Origin of the sequence: Teredinibacter franksiae (genome assembly GCF_014218805.1) — a bacterium.
GTDB lineage: Bacteria > Pseudomonadota > Gammaproteobacteria > Pseudomonadales > Cellvibrionaceae > Teredinibacter > Teredinibacter franksiae.
Map to the genome: position 1 here is coordinate 1,136,076 of NZ_JACJUV010000001.1, position 16,885 is coordinate 1,152,960.

10 protein-coding genes are annotated in these 16,885 nt (G+C 49.7%); 1 reads left to right on the forward strand and 9 read right to left on the reverse strand.

The genetic code is table 11. From position 1 onward, the window contains the following. Window positions 1–9 precede the first annotated feature (9 nt). From H5336_RS04565 to H5336_RS04580, 4 genes are all read right to left on the reverse strand, one after another. On the reverse strand, window positions 10–2,481 hold the full coding sequence (locus tag H5336_RS04565) for a serine/threonine-protein kinase (protein WP_246439027.1): 2,472 nt from the start codon (window positions 2,479–2,481) through the stop codon (window positions 10–12). 89 nt (window positions 2,482–2,570) lie between these two features. Further along, window positions 2,571–2,924 (reverse strand): FHA domain-containing protein, encoded by a 354-nt coding sequence (locus H5336_RS04570; RefSeq protein ID WP_185231833.1) that lies wholly within the window; start codon window positions 2,922–2,924, stop codon window positions 2,571–2,573. A 128-nt stretch (window positions 2,925–3,052) separates the two neighbouring features. Then, window positions 3,053–3,562 (reverse strand): STAS domain-containing protein, encoded by a 510-nt coding sequence (locus H5336_RS04575; RefSeq protein WP_185231835.1) that lies wholly within the window; start codon window positions 3,560–3,562, stop codon window positions 3,053–3,055. Window positions 3,563–3,567: 5 nt separating this feature from the next. Next, entirely contained in the window at window positions 3,568–4,842 is a 1,275-nt protein-coding gene (locus H5336_RS04580) for a SpoIIE family protein phosphatase (RefSeq protein WP_185231837.1), read from the reverse strand. 381 nt (window positions 4,843–5,223) lie between these two features. On the opposite strand from H5336_RS04580, the gene H5336_RS04585 reads away from it, so the two are divergent. Continuing rightward, window positions 5,224–5,544, forward strand: coding sequence for a PilZ domain-containing protein (locus H5336_RS04585; protein WP_185231839.1), 321 nt, complete (start codon window positions 5,224–5,226; stop codon window positions 5,542–5,544). A 556-nt stretch (window positions 5,545–6,100) separates the two neighbouring features. Here the strand turns inward: H5336_RS04585 and H5336_RS04590 are convergent. From H5336_RS04590 to accA, 5 genes are all read right to left on the reverse strand, one after another. Continuing rightward, complete coding sequence (locus H5336_RS04590) at window positions 6,101–9,238, reverse strand: efflux RND transporter permease subunit (protein WP_185231841.1); 3,138 nt, start codon at window positions 9,236–9,238, stop codon at window positions 6,101–6,103. Continuing rightward, window positions 9,235–10,356 (reverse strand): efflux RND transporter periplasmic adaptor subunit, encoded by a 1,122-nt coding sequence (locus tag H5336_RS04595; RefSeq protein ID WP_185231843.1) that lies wholly within the window; start codon window positions 10,354–10,356, stop codon window positions 9,235–9,237. The genes H5336_RS04590 and H5336_RS04595 overlap by 4 nt, the downstream gene beginning before the upstream one ends. Window positions 10,357–10,605: 249 nt before the next feature. After that, window positions 10,606–11,394, reverse strand: coding sequence for an MlaA family lipoprotein (locus H5336_RS04600; RefSeq protein WP_185231846.1), 789 nt, complete (start codon window positions 11,392–11,394; stop codon window positions 10,606–10,608). Between the two features lie 93 nt (window positions 11,395–11,487). Next, window positions 11,488–15,570 carry an ATP-dependent RNA helicase HrpA gene (gene hrpA / locus H5336_RS04605; RefSeq protein WP_185231848.1) on the reverse strand — a complete coding sequence of 1,361 codons (4,083 nt, stop codon included), beginning with the start codon at window positions 15,568–15,570 and terminating at the stop codon, window positions 11,488–11,490. Between the two features lie 250 nt (window positions 15,571–15,820). Then, on the reverse strand, window positions 15,821–16,777 hold the full coding sequence (gene accA / locus H5336_RS04610; RefSeq protein WP_185231850.1) for an acetyl-CoA carboxylase carboxyl transferase subunit alpha: 957 nt from the start codon (window positions 16,775–16,777) through the stop codon (window positions 15,821–15,823). Between the last annotated feature and the right edge of the window lie 108 nt (window positions 16,778–16,885).

Sequence of the window (16,885 nt, forward strand, 5' to 3'; positions counted from 1 at the left end):
ACGGCGTCATCATAGATAACCCGATTTTCTTGCTTCGTGCGCGAAGTCTCGTTTGATTGCTTTTTTCAACACCAGTGCCAATTCGCCTGCACTTTCGTAGCGGTCTTCTATGTCTTTTTGCAAACACTGATTGGTAATGCGCGACGCACTCGTAGGGAGCTCCTTGCGTAACGTACGCACCCCCCGGTGCTTGCTGTGAATTATTTCATAGGTGAGGCTTGCTAGGTTATCGCCTATAAATGGCAGGCCGCCGGTAAGCAATTGGTAAAACGTTACCCCTAGGCTAAACACATCCGCAGCATGGTTAACGCGCTTACCTTTTAATTGTTCTGGGGACATGTACAGGGGGCTGCCCAGTATTTCGCCAGTACTGGTTCTGGAGTCATCTACTAATCGCGCTATACCAAAGTCGGTTACTTTCAGTTGGTAGGGTGCGGGGTTGTACATAATATTGCCGGGCTTTATATCGCGGTGAACAATATTAGAGCCGTGAGCGTATTCCAATGCTGTCGCAACATCGGCCATTAAGCGGTAAACCTCGAACACTGGCAGCAGGTGATTTTCATTCACAAAGGCGCTCAGGGCTTTTCCTTCTACGTAGTCCATGGCAATAAACGCAAGGTCGGCCTCTTCCCCCACATCGTATACCGAGACAATATTGGGATGGTTCAGTCGCCCAGCCGCTTCGGCTTCGCGAAAGAAACGCGACTTTATGCCGTCTAATTGATCCGCCGCGAACTGGCTATAGGTTAAGGTTTTTATGGCCACCTGACGGGCAATTCTTGGGTCGTACCCCAAGTACACCGTACCCATGGCTCCACGGCCCAATTCCCGCCGAATTTCGTAGCGGCCGAGTACGGGCCTGTCGATTTCTGGCTGGTCGATAACCACCGTAGCATCGCCCGCCGAAGCCACCTGGGTTTTACTGGGGCCGGAGCTAGCCAGCATAGCTTCCAGTGCGCCAATTTTTTGCTCGGTATCGCGGAACCCTTTGCTGCGTTGCGCAAGGTGTTTAAAGGTGTCGATTGCCGACCGGTACTGTCGTTTACCCGCGTAAGCACTACCCAGCTCATAGTATTTCTGTAGCACCGCTGAGTTTGGCGAGCAGTCGTCCAATATGGCGGGCACTTCGCTGTATTGACCACGATTTATAAGCATGTCGGCTTGAATAACGCCAGCTTCATCCACTCGCCCCTGTAAGTGTTGCCACCGCTGGTGCTGGCTTTGCCAAATTCGAATGAGCGCAAAACCAACGATTAGCCATGCCATCTGCGCGCCCATGGGCATCCATAAGCCACGGTTCACGGCCATCACCATTTGAACAACCAACAGAATTATCAGTATTAATGCCACCATTGCGCTACCGGCCGCAGCGGATACACGGGACAAACCAATCACCAACAGAAGGGTTATGAGCAGTGTTAACGTTGCGCTTGCGGGGGAAAACCACCAAGGCGTGTAAGCGGTTTTACTGTTCAACAAGCTGTAAATCGCGGCAGCGTAGGCTTCCACGTGCACTGAGGAGCTGGAGGCAATAAGGACATGGCTAGGAAACTTGCCCCTGGCTAACCCCTCCTCCAGTGACATGCTGTTAAGAAGCGGGGACAAGCGATCTGTAGCCGTGTGATAGGTGAGTAAGCGCCCACCTACGGAGGTGCGGACCTCGCTGTTGCCCACCGTTAAACCTCGGTCGCGCTGCCAATAAAACGACCAAGGGTTGGTGTCACTGGCTTCTCCCTGCCGCCTCTCTACGGCAAATAAATAATACGCAAGAAAATCTCCATAGGCCGTATTTTCACTGTCGGAAACAGCTAGGTAGCGCTCGTTTTCACTTACGCCTAGTAAGGGGTAATGTTCAAGGCTAGAGCGCGGTGGCGTTGGCGCAAGCGCGGCGCGGTCTCGCCCAAGTTCGTCAATTGGCCATAACCAACCCATTAACATAGGGGGAACACCGTCGAAAATGTCGGCCTGCCGGGGTAAGGGTTTCTGCCCGCTTTGCACGCCTGCATGGCTGGCAACAATCACCCGTTTACTGCGTAGGGTGTCAATAAGTAACTGCTTTCGCACCACAATTTCTTCGGCTTCTTCAGCTAAGCCCGAATTGTTGCTGCTTGCGCCAATGCGTTGAAGTAAACCGTCGGCAACGCCTTCGCGTAACTCAATAGATTCCGGCAGTATTAAGCCTACCGTCGCGTCTGAGCTATGGAGTATGTTGGCCAGCAGCGCACCCAGTTTACCTGCGCTGTTGATGTCTTGCTGCCAGCTGTTCAGCTCAGCATCAGGCACACGCACAATACCTATGTTCGCTCCACCTTTAGGGGCTTCGAGTAAATAGCTGCTGAGGGTAAACAATTTTTGGTCGAAGGCTTGCAGCCAACCACTAAACTGAGCTGGCACGATGGAAAGTAGAATACCAATGGTCATCACCCAGGTGCGCAGGCTGAAATTGGCGATCTTGGTAAAAGGCAGTTTGGCCAGCATTGGCGATCGATAATTCGTTTTGGTTGGTTTGGGTGTTAGTTAATTACTACAGGGGAACCTCTTGCCTAGCAAACGAGGATCGCCGTTTTCTATTCGGTATAATACACGCCCGGAATCCAGCTTTTTTTAATCTTCAAGGTTCGTTCGAGATCATTCGGTAATTTAGGCAGATACTCAAATTCGTGGGTACCAACGGTGAGCACCACGCCGGGTTCCAACAATACTTCGGAAACCCTTACACCGTTAGCAAAAATGCCATTGGTACTACCCAAATCCAATACGCGCCAACCATCACCCGTAGGTTCTATTTTTGCGTGCATACTACTTACCGTTGGGTCTTCTACTTTAATTGGGCATTCACTACTGCGGCCAATTAGCGTGGTTTCACCCAGCTCGTAGACGGTTACAGTAGCGCCATTGACCAGATGCCGGAGGTAGGCCATAGGCTAAAAGCTCCATTGAATTCACGGCTCTCTAGGGTAACAGCAAGCCAAGGGGATTGGTATTAAGGTTCCGAGAACCGGGTCGCGAATGGAGAGTTTGGGTGACAACTACACCACCCGAAAGGGTACTAATGGTGCGTCGAGTTTTCCAGCGAATCCACCAGTTCACTGAAGGTATCACGATTGGACGCGTTCATATCCATGAGTAAACGATGCGCCTCCAGCACCCGCTGCTGAACCTTGTGCTCATCGGAGATATCTTCATGGAGTACTTGCTCTTCCCCGGGCGCCAAAGCCGCCGCGCCAATGGCTGCCTGCTCTTCAACGATGCGGAAAATATCCTCGAAACCCATGGATGCCAGCAAACGGGTAATACTAGGATTGCCCGACAGTACCGTTGGATCATCGTGTTTTAGGGCCCGACCTTTAATGGAAATTTTGGCCATTAGCCCCAATGTTGTGCTGTCGATGGCCTGAGCATCCGACAGGTCGAACACTACCGAGCAAAAATCGGGTGCATCAAACATTTTTTCAATGAAGTCATCGAAGGACAAACAGAGGGTGAGGCGGACATCCCCCTCCATCTTAATAACATAAACGCCGTCGTGTGCCGCTACCTTGATTTCACCTGAACTCATACTGCCTACTCTACGCTGGTTGTGGGTACTTCGGGAGCCCGAACATCCTCGGCGGCACCCGCACGGGCACCACCCCTAATTTTTAATATAGCAATATCGTCAGGAATCGTTTCAACATTGTGTAAATTCAATACCTGGCACAGGTCTTCTATCTCGGTTGCAACCTTTGTATTTTGCGGCAACAGCGCTTCATTCCCTGTTAATTGCTCCAACAAATAGCTTTCCTTTTCAATGAGACCTTTGCGCGGGAGCACCTCCAATACGCCATCTGAAAATATCACCAAGGTGAATGCCTGCGGCAGCTGAAGAATATTTACCTCCCACTCGCCGTCGGGGAATATTCCCAAGGGCTTGCCCTTCCCCGCTAAATATTCCGACCGATTCCCGGTTATGAGGACAGGTAAGGGTAGATGCCCAGCCACTACATACCGCATTTCCAAGGTTTTGGTGTCGATCACGCCAACAAAGCACGTAAGGTGACAACCCACTTTGGAATGGAGTATTTCCCTATTAATGAGTTTCATCAGGGTTCCTGCGTCGCGCTGGAAAGATTCTTCCGTTTGAAAGATGCGATGCTCCCTAAAAACCCGGCTGACTAACTGCTTGAGCCAAACGGTGACAAACGCTGGCGCGGCACCATGGCCCGATACATCCGTTAGATAAAAAGCCAGGTAGCGACCGCCAATAAGACCGTAGTCAATGAAATCACCGCTAAGGTAAAGCGAAGGGATCATTCGGTAATTAACCGTAAGACTGCCAAACTGCCGAGGTGTGTCGGGCATCAATTTGCTCTGTACCTCCCGGCCCGCCTTTTGGTCGTGCTCTAGCAGACGAACATATTCACGCAATTCGCGGTTGGCTGTTTCCAGCTTTTCTCGGTAGCGTTTGTTTTCCTGGCGTAAATCGTTACGCTCCAAGGCGCGGTTAATGGCGTGTATCAACACCTCCATATCCACAAGAGGCTTTACCAAGTAATCGGCAGCACCCAAACGCAGCGCTTCCACAACATCGCGCACAACCCCCATACCCGAGACAACAATAACCGGAACTTCTGGGCAAGCTTTACGTACGGCTCGCAGTACATTCAAGCCATCAATTTCGGGCATGCAGAGGTCAGTAGTAATCAGGTCTACGGTATTATTGTGTAGCCAAGCCATGCCGCTAGCAGCATCGCCTGCTTGGCGCACACGAAAACCTGTATCTTCCAGGTAGGCGGCAATGCTTTCGCGCACAATGGTGTCATCATCAATCACCAACAGCTGCCGATTGGATTCAACCATCGATATTCGTCCGTTTTTCTCTGATTTAGATTGCATTTCTGAAGGGGAGATTTTAAAAGCTGTTAACGCTCATTTAAAACAACCTGCTGTACACCCGTTTTTCGTTATACACATTTTTTTGAGCGCTGCTCGTTTCTTATGTCGCTGTGTTTAGAACAAAAAAGTAGCTTTAAAATGGGCTATAGAGGCTCTAACAGTACTCCCATATTGGCGCTCACGCAAGCTACCCAAAACGCGAATTTTGCGATATTGTTGCACATAAGTTGAGCAAAGCGTTCGACTATCAGCCATACTGTTTTGAAGGCTGATTGGGGGGTATCCATTAGCTCTTCGACCAGTCAAAACCTTCAATAAACACCTAATTAAAAGAAGGACAGTACTATGACTCTTGCCAACAGAGACTATCTGGAAAAGCGCAATTTCATTCGCATGAAAGTTGATACTCCAATCGATATTCTACTCACCCGCGACCACGAATCACTTCAAGGTATTTGCCGAGACTTAAGCGGTGGCGGCCTTTTGGTTGAAGTGCCCACAGCCCTACCGATTGGAACATCTGCCGAAGTATCGATTCAATCCAGCCACGGCCACAGCCCAATGCTCCATGCACGGGTACGGGTAAGCCGGGTTGAAGCGCAACCCGATACAACCGCCCGCCCCTGCTTGTTGGGAATGGAAATAGAAGAGGTACTCGCTAGCTGAACACTCGATATCTGTAACACGAAGCAGTTATAAAACTGACTTTCGAGAAAACCGTGGGGTTTACACAAAAAATTGTAATGAAAAGTAAACGCAGGCTAATGTAGGTTTCAGCTTAACGTCACCCCGGGTAAAACACTTTCGAGCAACGGTTGTCGCTCGAGCAGGGGATTCTTCCCCCCAAAAAAGCGGTAACCTTTCCACCGCCAGAACACCCTTCCCTCAAAATTCCGCACCTTCCCAATAACGTTCTCAACCAAAACGCCGCACTAAACTCTCGCGTTATTGCCGTTAATTTCACTCAAAAGTAGATATGTCTTAACATTATTGAATGCTGCCACGCCACCCAGAGCCCAGCCTCTCACTCAATACCGGGTTGATGTATGAAGAGCATTAAGAAAGCGGTAGAAGTGCCCCCTTGAAGGATGCAGAAACGTATTTGCCCTAGAAAACTGGGCATTGAAAAAAACCATTCCCTAAAGCTGACTAGGGAATGGTTTTAAACGAAGGGGCCGTTATTCACACAACAAACGGGTAAGCGATCAATTCACTTAAAACGCTAGGTAGGTGCCCCCTTTACGGTTTCACGTACAGATTGCACGATGGCGAAAAACACCGGAATAAACGGTGTGCCCACCACAAGGGCGACAATCATTCCCCACATTACGGTATGACCCAAACTCATTTGGCTAAACATGCCCGCGCCCGAGGCAAATACCAAGGGTAGAATCCCTAATACAAAAGATAGGGCGGTCATACACACAGCGCGAAAGCGTAGCTTGGCGGCTTCGGCGGCGGCTTCCATTATACTAAGGCCTTCGGCACGACGCTGGCTGGCAAACTCCACAATCAGAATCGCGTTTTTCGCAGCGAGACCAATTAGGAGTACCAGCCCCACCTGCGCAAACAGGTCCAAGGCCCCGAGCTGCGGAATACCTAGCTGGCGCACCAACAATAACCCGTATATCGCACCGGTAACGGCGATAGGGACAACGAGAATAATCGCCACCGGCATCGACCAACTTTCATATTGCGCAACAAGGAATAAATAAACGAAGACGATCGCCAAAGCAAAAGCAATTATTGCTTGATTGCCCGCCTTTCGTTCTTGGTAGCTCATGCCGGTCCATTCCACCGTATACCCTTCGGGTAAGGTTTCGGCCGCAATGCGCTCCATCTCCAACATTGCTTCTCCACTGGCAACGCCGGCGGCAGGGTTAGCCCGTAATATTGCCGAACGGTAGAGATTATAGCGTGTGCCCACATCGGCACCCAGCGTAGGCTCTGTACTTACAAGAGTTGAAAGCGGTACCATTTCACCCGTGGTCGAGCGCACATCTAACTGCATAATGTCGTTTAAATTTGACCTAAATTCCGGTGCGGCCTGCATCATTACACGGTAAGTTTGACCAAACAGCGAAAAATCGTTGACGTAAGCCGAGCCCAATTGCGATTGCAGCGTGGAAAAAATACTGGTGAGCGGCACGTGTAAAGTTTTCGCTTTGTCGCGATCGATATCCACAAAATACTGTGGCACATTCGCACGAAAGGTGGTGGAAGCATCCGCAATAAGCGGCGAACTATTCGCTACTGCAGCGACAGACTGTATCGCGGCAGCTAGATGCTCATGGGAACGGCCTTGGGTGTCTTCCACCACTAATTCCAAACCACCTACAACACCCATTCCAGGGATGGAAGGAGGCGGAAATGCTTGAATTAACGCTTCAGGAATTTCGCGGTATGCACGCTCGTTAATTCGGCGAGCAACCGCAAAAGATACGTCTTTAAAGTCGGGGCGATCTTCCCAGTGACGCAATACAATAAAGCCCGCGCCGCCATTACTCTGTGCCGCCCCAGCCAATATGGAGAAGCCAGAAAGAAACGTGGCACTTTCGACGGCAGGGTCTTCTTCAATCATGGTTTGCAGTTTGGCCATAACCGCTTGGGTGCGAGTTATGGAGGCAGCATCGGGGAGCTGCACATTAATCATGAGCACACCTTTGTCTTCAGTGGGCACGAAGGCGGAGGGCACTATTTTTACGCCAAGAACCAACGCGGCCATAATACCAACAAATAGACCACCCACTAAAATACGACGTGCTAAAAGAAAGCCTACCAAGCCGGTAAATTTTTGTGTGACCCCGCCAAAATAACGGTTAAAAACGCGAAACCACCCCGGTTCTTTTTCGCTACGGCGCAAAACTAAACTCGCTACCGCCGGGCTGAGTGACAAAGCACACACGGATGAGAGCACTACTGCCACACAAATGGTAACCGCAAATTGGTTATACATGACACCGGTAATACCCGGTAATAGCGCCACGGGAACAAACACCGCCAGTAACACTAAGGTGGTTGCCACAATAGGGCCGCTCACCTCTTCCATGGTTTTAGTAACGGCTTCTTTGGGGGTAATATTAGGGTCTGCGCGCAGGTGGCGGTCAGTGTTTTCCACCACTAATATGGCATCGTCTACCACAATACCAATAGCCAATATTAACCCGAATAGCGTGACCGTATTAATAGTCATACCCATCATTAGCATGACGCCAAAGGTGCCGATAAGTGAAACCGGAATAGCCACGGTAGGCACCAAGGTGGGTCGCCAGTCCCCCAAAAAAATAAAGGTGATGAGTACCACTAAACCCACCGCCTGCATTAGCGATGTAACCACTTGAGAAATTGATACTTCAACATAGCGAGTAGTATCGTAGCCTATGTCGTACTCCATGCCTGCAGGAAAATCTTTTTGCATTTCAACAAGTTCGGCTTTTACTTTGTTGGCGGTTTCCAAAGCATTGGCGCCAGGCAAGGTGTACACCGCCATAACCGTGGCCGGTTTGTTTTTATAGCTGCCGCTAACTTTATAATCCAACTGCCCGAGTTCAAGACGAGCAACATCTTTAAGGTGCACCATGGCACCACTAGCGTTCACCCTTAAGATAATGTTTTCGAACTCCGCTTGGGTTTTCAAACGGCCCTTAAGCTGTAAGGTGTATTCAGTACTCAGGTTACCGGTGTAGGGCGGCGCGCCAATTTTACCTGCGGGGGCTTGAATATTTTGCTCTTTTAACGCGTTACTAATGTCGTCGACAGTAATACCCAGCGCCGTCATTTCACCAGGGTTCAACCACAGGCGCATAGAGTAGTCGGCCGTACTAAATACAACCGCATTGGAAACCCCAGAAATACGCTTTAAGCGGCTCTCAATATTAATAAGGCCGTAATTGGCTATAAATAATTCGTCCAAACTTTCGTCGGGAGAATAAAGGCTGACGGTAAATAAAATGTCTGGCGAAATTTTTTGAATGACTAAACCCTGCGCGCGTACTTCAACCGGCAGAGAGGGTTCGGCAAGTTTTACCCGGTTTTGCACGCGTACAAGCGCCATGTCCGGATCGTCGCCCACATTAAACGTAATTTTTAAACTATAGCTGCCGTCGTTTGCAGAGTTGGAGCTCATGTACTCCATGCCCTCTACACCGTTGACCGCATCTTCAATTATTTGGCCAATACTCTCTTCCATCACTTCGGCAGAGGCGCCCGGCCACTTAGCTTGTACCTGTACTTGAGGAGGTGCGATTTCCGGGTATTCGGAAATCGGCAACATCATTTGCGCAACAACACCCGAAAGCGTAATGACCAAGGCAATAACAATGGCAAACTTGGGCCGCTCGATAAACGTTTTACTGATCATTTTTCGCCACCCTCACTGGCTTGAGTGGCGGGTTTATATTCCGACACATTTACCGTTTGCCCTGGGCGCGCTTTTTGTACCCCGCGCACAATCACACGGGTACCGGCATCCAAACCGGAATTTACCACTGTATTTTCACCCAAACGTTCGCCCACAATCAGGTTCTTTCGCGTGACCTGGCTGTTGTCATCTACAGCTAAAACATAGGTGCCACGCTGATCAACCTGCACGGCTGCCTGCGGCACAGTCAAGCTCATCAAGGGTTCTTCTAAGCGTAAAATTACGCGTACAAACATACCGGGGCGCAGTATGTCATCAGGGTTGGGCAGGCTAGCCACACTTTCTACTGTGCCGGTTTTACTGTCTACGCGGTTAGAGAAGTAATCAATTTTACCGGTATGGGCGTATTCAGTGCCACCGGCCAACACAATAGCGACAGTAATATCCTCAACGGTAATCTTGCTTTCCGCGTTTACAACAGAGATCAGCAGTTTTTCTGGCAGCTGGAACACCACATCTGTTCCATCCTGACCAACCAAACTAGTAAGAGCGCCCAACTGCGGGCTAACTATATCGCCTACTGCCGGCAAGGAACGGCCAACGCGACCCGCTTGAGGCGCCTTTATACTGGTGTAATCTAAATTAACTTGGGCACTTTCTACAGCGGCTTCTGCCGACTGGGTAGCGGCTTGAGCCTCTAAGGTACGAGCCTCCAAAGTGTCGAATTCGGATGCTGAAATATAACCATCTTTAATCAGCTTTTTACCGCGCTCATAATTTTTCTCGGCATTTACCTTGTTCGCTTTGGCGCGGGCAAGTTCGGCATTGGCCTTTGAGAGCTGAGCTTTGTATGGCGCTGGGTCGATATCAAATAGAGGCGCCCCGTCTTCTATCGTATCGCCTTCTTTGAAGTGAATGGCGGTTAATTCACCTGACACCTGCGCAATAATATCGACATCCGAACGGGACTGAATACGCCCGTTAAAACCCCTTGATGGGTGATAGGGTTGCTCCTTGACCGTGACCACAAATACTTCCGGGTCTTCTTTTACCTGCGCGACCTCTTCGCCGCAGGCAAAAAGGCTGAGGCATAGAAATAATACAAATAGGATGCGCATGGAATATCTCCTGTTTTAGTTTTTATATCGACTAAAAATCATTAACTTCTGAATGGGAGGGCAACAGGAGGCGAACGTTATTGTTTTTCGCCTACATAGGTTCCCGGACACTTCCCTATCGGGGATCAATAAAAAGTGAGTATAACCAGTCGGTATACGACTAACAACGGCTGAGCCCGGTTTAGCAAGCGCTTGAAAGCTATTTCGGACGACCAATACTTCAGGTTACCCAACGAGAAGCAAAGCGCCTTAAAAATCGAACTCCTGTTCATCAAATTCACCGCCAAAATCGTCTTCTACATTGCCGTCCTTAACTAAATACTCTCTTCGCTGCAAATAGGCATCGCGAATAAACGTGTATTCATCACCGGAAATCAGTTCTTCGGTTTGTAGTAGCTTTGCGCGAATATCAATAAAATCTAACGCCACCAACGAGTAGCGTGTTGTTCTATGGCCGATATTCGAAACGGGGTGGATCTGCCAGTTTACCGGCAAACCGACGGCCTCAGTAACGGTATAGGGGCCCAATAAAGGCAACACGAGGTAGGGGCCTTCGGGCACCCCCCAAACAGCTAGCGTTTGGCCAAAATCTTCTCCGTCTGCTTCGCTCAAGCCGGCCTTACGGGCTACGTCAAATAGCCCGGCCACGCCGACCGTAGAGTTGATCAATAAACGCCCAGCATCATTTCCAGCCTGCTTCCATTTCCACTGTAAAACATCGTTTACAATGTTATTGAGTTCGCTAAGGTTATCGAAAAAATTACTTACACCCGATTCTACCGGGTCTGGTGTTATTGCGACGTACCCCTTCGTCACAGGTTTCAGCAGCCATTTGTCGGCAAACATATTAAAGGAGTAGACCCCGCGATTAAAACGCTCGAACCGATCGCGTGAATGCTCGATTTGCATTGGCGCATCGGTATTGTCCGCAGCTTGGGGCGAAGTTGTGCACCCGAGGAGAATAGCGGTAATGAACCCGAGCGATAACCGCTTCAGCCGCCGCACGTTTTGGCGCAACAACGTGAGTAACATTTTCATAGCTTACTTCCTTAGCAGGCGAACCCCTGGGACCGATACAAAGTAAGGGACACTATACTCCAACCCCTTCATGCATTATGTAAAATGCCGTACTCAGAGGGTATCCAGCACCGATTGCCACTGCTTATTCAAACGTTTTTCCGATACAGGAAAGAGGGTTTTTAACGTTTGCGCAAAAAGAGAAATCCGTAATTCTTCAATCATCCATCGATACTGCTGCCAAGGTTCGCACTCGGTGTATTGCGCAATGCCAACCTTTTCGAATTGATCGGCATGCTTGCGCCACATAGCTTCGAGGCTGGCGATGTGCATTTTGTCTTTTTGAGGGTTTTGCGGTGCTTTCTCCAAGCGGACGATTATTCCTCGTAAATAGCGCGGATACTGTTTTAACCAGTGCCACCGCGTCGTCACAAGAAAGCCGGGGGCGAACAAGCTCTGCATCTGATGATTAATATCACCAAAAGCAAAAGCGAGCACCAAAGCATTTTTATTGGCCTTCATTTGCTTGCGTATCTCCACTGCGAGAGGCAGTAACTCGGCAACTAATTCGGCAATTTGCTGGGCGATTTCAACCACCTCGCCACGGCCTGCTTCTAAGCGCCGCTCAAATTCCGACTGGTCACGCACTAACTCAAACAGCTCGCCCTCGCCTTGAAAGCAGGCACGCTGAACAGCTGCAAATAAAATATCATCGATTACTTGGTCACGCTTGCCCAGATTCAGAACCGCCAAACCCAAATCTTTTCCACGTAAAAGCTCCTTGCGCAGGTACTTTATCGTAGGCCCCAATGCGAGCTGAGCAAGACGAACAATACCCCTTGTGGAACTATAATGCGCATCTAAAGGGTTATCTAACACCTCAAGATCTACATGCGTCCCTCGATCTACCAGCGCAGGAAACGCCTTTACTTGAATTTTTCCGCGAGGCATTTTCACCTCTTCCGGTAGTGCATTAAAATCCCAGCGAGTAATATTTTCTCGCTCTAGCGAATGATGGGCAGCACTGAGTGTATTGCGTACCTGCTGGCGATAACGCTCGCGCAATGTCGCTAAATCACGGTCGCGGTCGATAACATCTCCACGCTCATCTACCACCTGAATATTCATACGGTAGAAGTCTTCAAGTGTATCGATAGGCCAGTGCTCAATGCGAATGTTCGCAATATGCTCTAAAACCTCCGCTAAACTTTCGGCTAGCGGACGTTTGCTCGGCTTCAATCGCGCCAGCGCACGATCGACATATTGTGGTACCGGCACCAGTTTTTTTCGCTCTTGTTTCGGCAACGCCTTCACCAGCGCTATACATTTGTCTCGCAACAACCCAGGCACCAACCATTCCAACCGCCCTTCAGGTACCAGATGTAAAAACTCAACGGGCACCCTCACGCTTACGCCATCATCACTGTGCCCCGGTTCAAAATGGTAGTGCAACGGTAACGTTAAACCGTCGCTCTCCAGCACATCAGGAAATTGGTTTTCACTTACTCCCTCGGCCCCGTGCAACATGAGTTGTTCTGGCACTAATTTAAGTACCGAAGCGGCATTTGCTTCTGCTTTTTTACGCCATTGCTCAAAGCTGGCGAGGTTGCAAATATCCGCAGGAATAACCGCAGCATAGAAGTCGAATATGATTTCGTCGTCTACCAATATGTCCCGCCGCCTTGCTTTAGCTTCCAGTGACTGTACCTGCTCTACTAACCATTGATTGTAGGCAAAGAAGTGACTAGTAGCAGGAAGGTCGCCTTGGGCACCAAGGCTTTTATCGGCGAGTTCTCTCGTTTCGGCTTCCAGTTTTTTATATACACTTTTATGCTTTCTATACTTACCCTCAACCAGAGCTTCGCGAATAAAAATAGTGCGTGCCTCAACCGAGTCAATCTTTCCATAGGCCACACGTTTTTTTTCAACCAGTATCAGCCCGTATATGGAAATACGTGCATAGGCCATTACCTGGCCGCTAAGAGCATCATAAAAGGGTTGGAAATAGTGGTATTTTAACTGGTGCCGGCCGCACTCTAGCGCCCAGTCTGGATCCACCTTGGCCACCATATGGGCATAGAGCTGGGTAGTTTCTATAAACTCCGCGCCCACCAACCACTTAGGCTTTTTCTTCGCCTGCGAAGAGCCAGGAAAAATTTGAAACTTTCGGTTTCGGCTACCCAGGTACTCAATAGCACTGCGGCCCGTTTTACTTTTCTCGCGCTTAGTGTCTCGCGGGGAATCGGAACCTTTGCCCTCTTCATTTTTTAACCCGAGGTTTGACAGCAGGCCTGCCACCAACGCGCGATGAACATTCTCGTAACTGGAGGGCTCCGCATTCTCTTTTAGGCCTAGCGCTTTTATAGCAAGCCGTAATTGATGGTGTAGATCCCGCCATTCTCGCACACGTAAATAGCTGATAAATTCTTTCTTGCAGCGTTTTCCCCATTTATTCTGTGATAGCTCCTGACGTAACTCTTCGAGATAACGCCAAAGGTTAGTCAATGCAATAAAATCCGATTCTTCATCGCGAAAACGACGATGCTGTTCATCGGCCGCCTGGCGTTTTTCCGCTGGCCTCTCCCGTGGGTCTTGTATGCTTAGCCCGCTGACAATAATGAGTATTTCGCTTAGGCAGTTGAGCTTGCCCGCTTCAATAATAATGCGCGCAAAACGCGGGTCTACTGGCAGCCCATGTAGCTGCTTGCCCAACACTGTTATTTGGCCTTTTTTATCGACCGCCTGAATTTCTTCCAGCAATTTAAAACCGTCGTTAATCAGTCGGTTTTCGGGTTTGTCGACAAAAGGGAATTTACGCACATCACCAATGCGTAACTGCAGCATCTGCAAAATAACCGCCGCTAAACTGGTGCGCTGAATTTCCGGGTCGGTAAATTCCGGACGGCTAACAAAGTCTTCTTCACTGTAAAGCCGGTAGCACACGCCTTCAGATACCCGCCCGCAGCGGCCCTTACGCTGATTGGCGCTGGCTTGCGAGATAGCTTCGATTGGTAGGCGCTGGACCTTTGTGCGCACACTATAGCGGCTGATACGCGCGCGACCGGGGTCGATAACATAGCGAATACCGGGCACGGTTAGGGAGGTTTCAGCAACATTTGTTGCGAGCACAACTCGGCGACCACGGTGGCCTTGAAACACGCGATTTTGCTCAGCAAGGCCTAGGCGAGCATAGAGCGGCAGAATATCGAGCTGGGCAAAGCCAGCTTTTTTAATGGCGTGGGACGTTTCGCGAATCTCTCGTTCACCACTGAGGAAAACCAAAATATCCCCACCTTGCTGTTTTGAGCTTTGAAGAATTTCATCGACGGCACCCACAATAGCCTCGGTCGCATCTTCGTATTCTTCATCCCAAGGCCGATACAATGTTTCTACCGGAAAAGTTCTACCGGACACTTCGAGAACAGGGGCTTTATGTTCGCCAAAACTCGAGAAGTGCGCCGAAAACTTTTCCAGATCTATCGTTGCCGACGTTACAATCACTTTTAAATCTTTACGCTTGGGCAACAACTCTTTCAGATAGCCCAATAAAAAGTCGATATTCAGGCTTCGTTCGTGGGCCTCGTCAATAATCAGCGTGTCGTATTTAAGTAACAGCGGGTCCTGCTGGATTTCGGCCAACAGTATGCCGTCGGTCATCAGCTTGATATACGTGCTGTGATCTGAGTGATCGGTAAAACGCACCTGATAACCCACTGCGCCACCAAGAGGTACCTGCAGTTCATCTGCAATTCGGCTGGCGACCGTTCGCGCAGCAATGCGACGCGGCTGGGTATGGCCGATCATTCCCTTTACACCACGCCCTAATTCTAGGCATATTTTGGGTATTTGCGTGGTTTTCCCGGAGCCGGTTTCACCCGCAAGAATAACGACTTGATGCTGCTGAATAAGCTCGGCGATCGCTTCCCGCTTGGCGGAAATGGGTAATTTATCGTCGTAGGTAATAGCCGGGATGGCTTCATTACGCGTATTTACACGCGTAATAGCGCGCATTAGTTTTTGCCGAAACTCCGCCAGCTTGCGGTCACAGGGCTGGTTTTCTTGCTGCCGTCGACTAATAAACTGCCACAACCTGCGCAGTATTTGCTGGTCGTTACTGCATAACAAGCGCAGGTGTGCATGCACAATTTCTGCGCTAAGTTGCTCGGGTATGTTAGTGGAGATTGCTTGGAAGGTCATGGCACACGCTCAAATCGAGCGCGCATTATACGCACGGCGCGGCCATTATGGCATTCCGGTAAGATCTAACGACGCAAATTAGTGAGCACGCCGTCCAAATTAGCACGTGAACTGCGCATTTGCCTTGGAGAATTGCCGGCTGGACTCAACCGTAAATGCCTACAATTATTGTACTCGGTGGGTTTAGGTAGGGATGAAAACAAGAAGGAAGCTGGCGCCGAAAACTATTTCGGCGCTCATTTCATGACGGTTATTCGGTGAGGTTACCGTAAGACATTAAGCGTTGATACCGCTTTTCTAGCAAACTGTCCAAGTCTTCAGCGGCAAGCTGGTCGAGCTGTTCGGACAACCGCTCTTTGAGTTTTGCGGCCATCGCATCCATATCGCGGTGAGCACCACCCAAGGGCTCTGCTATGGTTTCATCAACGATACCAAGGTCCTGCAAAATACTGGATGTTACCCCCATAGCTTCGGCTGCGAGGGGCGCTTTTTCCACCGTTTTCCAAATAATGTTGGCACAACCTTCTGGAGAAATAACAAAGTACGTTGAGTACTGCAGCATATTCAGATGGTCACCAACACCAATGGCCAAAGCGCCACCGGATGAACCCTCTCCTATTACGGTACAAATAATAGGCGTGCGCAAGCGCGACATAACCGCCAAATTTCGTGCAATGGACTCACTGATCCCACGCTCTTCGCTGTCGATCCCCGGGTATGCCCCAGGCGTATCAATAAGCGTGAGCACGGGCATTTTGAATCGCTCGGCCATCTCCATTAAACGCAACGCCTTACGATACCCTTCGGGCTTGGGCATTCCGAAGTTGCGGAGAACTTTATCTTTAACCGAACGGCCTTTCTCTTCGCCAATAACCATAACCGGCTTGCCGTTCAAACGCCCAACACCCCCAATAATGGCTTTATCATCGGCAAAATGACGATCACCGTGCAGTTCATCCCAGTCATCAAAAATACGGGGTATGTAGTCTGCGGTATAGGGCCGCTGAGGATGGCGGGCCACCTGAACAATCTGCCAGGAGGACAAGTTTGAGTAGATGCGCCCAGTCAGACTGATGCTTTCTTCGCGCAGGCGTGAAATCTCTTCACTGATATTGAGGTCGTTATCCGTTCCGACCAACTGCAATTCTTCGATTTTCCCTTCCAGCTCGGCAATGGGCTGTTCGAAATCGAGATAGTTTAAATTCATAGCAATGGTTCGACCTTAGCTGGTAGCGTAACCCGAGAACTAGAGGCATTTTTTATGCTCTCGGCAAGGGGACGCAAGTTTAACACCTGTTTTGAAGAAAAACGAAAA